The following is a 3,786-nucleotide window of genomic DNA, read 5'->3' on the forward strand; positions in this document are numbered from 1 at the left end:
CGGCGACCGAGGAGCCGACCGCGCTCGCGCCCGTGGCGCCGCTCGCCTCGCGCGCGCCGCGCGCCGCGCCCCTCGCCGCCTCCGACCCGTGCCCGCCGATCGCGCGCGAGGAGGCGGGCCGCTTCTCGCGCCTCGACACGCACTACCTCCCCGACGGGTGCCTGCAGCTGCGCGTCCACGGGCCGGTCGCCTACACGCCGGCGCGCGACGACGTGCGCGCGGTGGGGCCCGGCGGCGTGGTGGCCGTGGTGCAGGCGGCGGGCGGCGTCACGCGCCGCATGGAGGTGCGCGCCGCCGGCGGACGCCTGGCGCGCCGCTACACGGTGGACGGCGCCGAGCGTCCGGCGCCGGAGGGGGAGGCGTGGTTCCGCGACGCGCTCCGCCGCTACGCCCCGCGCGAGGCCGCGGCGGACGCCTGCCCGGCCGCCGAGGACGCGCGCTTCGAGTTCGTGTGGCGCGCCGCGTCGACGACCACGTGCCTGGAGCTGCGGCGCACGGGCGCCGTCGGCTTCACGCCCGACTTCCACGACGTGCGCGTGGTGTCGGAGGGGGGCGTGCTCGTCGTGCTGGAGACGCGCGACGGCGTGACGCGGCGCATGGAGGTCGCGCCCGAGGGCGGGCGCGTGGCGCGCCGCTACACCGTGGACGGCGTGGAGCGCCCGGCGCCGGAGGGGGAGGCGTGGTTCCGCGACGCGCTCCGCGTGGCGCTGCGGCGCGCGGGGCTCGACGGCGCCGCGGGCGCGGCCACCCCGCCACCCGACGCCGCGACGGCCATGCCGGCGCCCGCGGCCGCGTCGGCGACGCGCATCGTGCTCGCCGCCGACGAGGCGCTGCGCGCGGTCCGGCGCACCGCCGGCGACGGCGAGAAGCGGCGGCTCCTGCTCGCGATCCTCCGCAACGACTCGCTGCCCGCCGAGATGCTGCAGCACGCCGCCGCCGCCGCGCGCGGCATCGCGTCCGACGACGACAAGGCCGCCGTGCTCGAGGCGGTGGCGCGGCGCGACGCGCGCAGCGCGGCCGTGGCGTCGGCCGTGATCGGCGCGGCGCGCGGGATCGCCGGCGACGGCGACCGCCGCCGCGTGCTCGAGCACACCGTCGTCCCCGGCCTCCCCGCCGCCGTCGTCGCCGACCTGCTCGGCGCCGTCTCGGGGATGGCGGGCGACGGCGACAAGGCGGCGGTGCTGGTGCGCCTCGCGCCGCGCGCCGGCGAGACGCCCGGGGTGCGCCGCGCGTTCTTCGGCACGCTGCGCGGCTTCGCGAGCGACGGGCACCGGCGGCGCGTGCTCCTGGCGGCGCTCCCCGCCGCCGACGACTCCACGCTCGCCGCCGCGCTCGCGGCGACCGCGCCGATGGTCGGCGAGTCCGACCGGCTGGAGGTGCTGAAGGCGGCCGCCGCGCGCCGCCGCTTCGAGAGCGCCGCGGTGCGCGAGGGGTACTTCCGGGCCGCGGCGCCGATGGTCTCGGAGACGGCGCGCGCGGCCGCGCCGCTGGCCGCGCTGCGCGCGCAGCCCGCGCACGCCGCCACGCAGGACGCGGTGGTCGCGGCGTCGACCCGGTTCGCCTCCGACGCCCGGCGCGCCGACGTGCTGCTGGAGGTCGTGCGCACGACCGACGCCCTGCGCGACGCCGGGCGGCGCGCCCGCTTCCTCGACGCGCTGCGCGGGATGGCCTCGAGCGCCGACTACCGGCGCGTGCTGGAGGCGGTGGTGCCCTGAGCGCCGCCGCCGCCGTGTGCCCCAAAGTGCTAAGAAAATAGCATCCCACGTCCCGGAGGCCCCGTGTCCCGTCCCGCCCTCGCCGCGCTCGCGGCGCTGCTCGCCGTCGTGCCGCCGTTCGCCGCGCCCGACGTCGCCACCGCGCAGATGGCCTGCCCCGCGCGCCGCGGCACGCACCTCTCCGTGCACGACGACGACGGCCGCCGCACCATGATCCTCGCCGACGCGCGCCGCTGCCTCGAGGTGCGGTCGCGCGGCGACGTCACCTTCGCCGACGACGACGGCGACGTCGCGCGCCTCGCCCCCGGCGCGTGGCTCACGGTCGAGGAGACGCGCGACGGCGCCGCCCGCCGCGTCGAGTACGCGGAGCGCGACGGCCAGGTCCGCCGCCGCTACTTCGAGGAGGGGCGCGAGCGCGACCCGGCCGACGGCGCGGCGTGGATCCGCGGCATCCTACCGCAGGTCGCGCGCGAGAGCGCGGTGGGCGCCGAGGCGCGCGCGGCGCGCATCCTGGCGCGCGGCGGCGCGCCGGCGCTGCTGGCCGAGGTGCGCGAGATCGCCAGCGACCGCGTGAAGGGGATCTACCTCGACGCGCTGCTGGCGCGCCCCGGCGTCGGCGAGGACGACCTGCGCGAGTACGCGCGCGTGACGACGCGGTCGCTCGTGTCGGACTCCGAGCGCCGCCGCCTGCTGGTCGCGCTGACGCAGCGCGCGGACGCCACCCCGGCCGTCCTCGCGACGGTCGCGCAGTCGGCGCGCGCCCTCGTCTCCGACTCCGAGAAGGCGCGCGTGCTGGCCGCCGCGCTCGACGCGCGGCGCGCGGGGCCGGAGGTGCGCGCGGCGGCGGTGCCCGTCGCCCGCACGATCGTCTCCGACCGCGCCAAGGGCGAGCTGCTGGCGGCGCTGGCCGGCGACGACGCGCTGCTGGCCGACGCCGAGGGGCGGCGCGAGCTGTTCGCCGCGGTGGACGGGATCGTCTCCGACCGCGAGCGCGGGGCGGTGCTGCGCGCGGTGCTGCGGCGCGACCGCGTCCCGCGCCCGGCGTTCCTGGCCGCGCTCCGCTCGGCGCGCGGGCTCGTCTCCGACCGCGAGAAGGCGGAGGTGCTGCTCGCCGCCGCCGCCCGCCGCGAGGCGCTGGAGGACGAGGAGGCGCGGCGCGCCTTCCTCGACGCGACGCGCGGGCTCACGTCGAGCGGCGAGTACCGCCGCGTGATGGACGCGGTGGTGCGCTGACGTGCGCGGCGCGCTACGGGCGCGGCCGGCGCGCCAGCGGCAGCGTCAGGGTGAACGTCGTGCCGCGCCCCGGCGCGCTCTCGACCGCGATGTCGCCCCCCATGCGGCGCGCCAGGTCGCGGCTGATCGCGAGCCCCAGCCCCACGCCGTCGCTCGGCGCGCGCAGGTCGCGCCCGACCTGCACGAACGGGTCGAAGATCGCCTCCAGCTTGTCGGCGGCGATCCCGACGCCGCTGTCGCGCACGCGCACGCACGCCACCCCCTGCTCGACCGCGCAGCGCAGCTCGACCGTGCCCTCGGGCGGGGTGAACTTCACGGCGTTGGACAGCAGGTTGAGCACGATCTGCCGCAGCTTCTCCGGGTCGGCGCGCACGACGGCGTCGCACTCCGCGCTGTCGTCGAGGTAGTGCAGCGCGCGGGCGCCGAGCTGCGGCGCGACCAGCGCCTCGACCCCGGCCAGCGCGTCGGCGAGCGGCACGTCGCGCAGCGCCACGTCGACGCGCCCCGCCTCGATCTTGGCGAAGTTGAGGATGTCGTTGATGAGCGACAGCAGGTGGCGCTGGCTGCGGTCGATGCGCGCCAGGTCCTCGCGCTGCGCGTCGGTGACGGGGCCCCGCAGCCCGAGCCCGATGAGCTGCGCGTAGCCGCCGATCGCGTTGAGCGGCGTGCGCAGCTCGTGCGACATCATGGCGAGGAACTGCGCCTTGGCGGCGTTCGCGTGCTCGGCCTCGCCGCGCGCCGCCCGCTCGCGCGCCTCGCTGTCGCGCAGCGTGCGCTCGGCGCGCGCGCGGTCGGCTGGATGGTCGCGCACGACGAGCTGCCGGCGGTGGGCGCGCAG

The 3,786-nt window shown here is 79.3% G+C and carries 3 protein-coding genes; 2 read left to right on the plus strand and 1 reads right to left on the minus strand.

The features are described 5' to 3' along the window. Both PYV61_RS22280 and PYV61_RS22285 read left to right on the plus strand, forming a co-directional pair. Positions 1 to 1,715: hypothetical protein (locus tag PYV61_RS22280; RefSeq protein WP_275835815.1), on the plus strand; the 1,715-nt coding region annotated here is incomplete at its 5' end. Positions 1,716 to 1,778: 63 nt separating this feature from the next. After that, positions 1,779 to 2,948: a hypothetical protein gene (locus PYV61_RS22285; RefSeq protein WP_275835817.1), complete on the plus strand. Its 1,170-nt coding sequence runs from the start codon at positions 1,779 to 1,781 to the stop codon at positions 2,946 to 2,948. A gap of 13 nt (positions 2,949 to 2,961) precedes the next feature. On the opposite strand, the gene PYV61_RS22290 is transcribed toward PYV61_RS22285, so the two are convergent. Further along, positions 2,962 to 3,786, minus strand: an 825-nt coding sequence (locus PYV61_RS22290; protein ID WP_275835819.1) for an ATP-binding protein, incomplete at its 5' end; no start/stop codon positions are given.

Origin of the sequence: Roseisolibacter sp. H3M3-2 (assembly GCF_029211165.1) — a bacterium.
In the GTDB taxonomy this organism is placed as follows: Bacteria; Gemmatimonadota; Gemmatimonadetes; order Gemmatimonadales; family Gemmatimonadaceae; genus Roseisolibacter.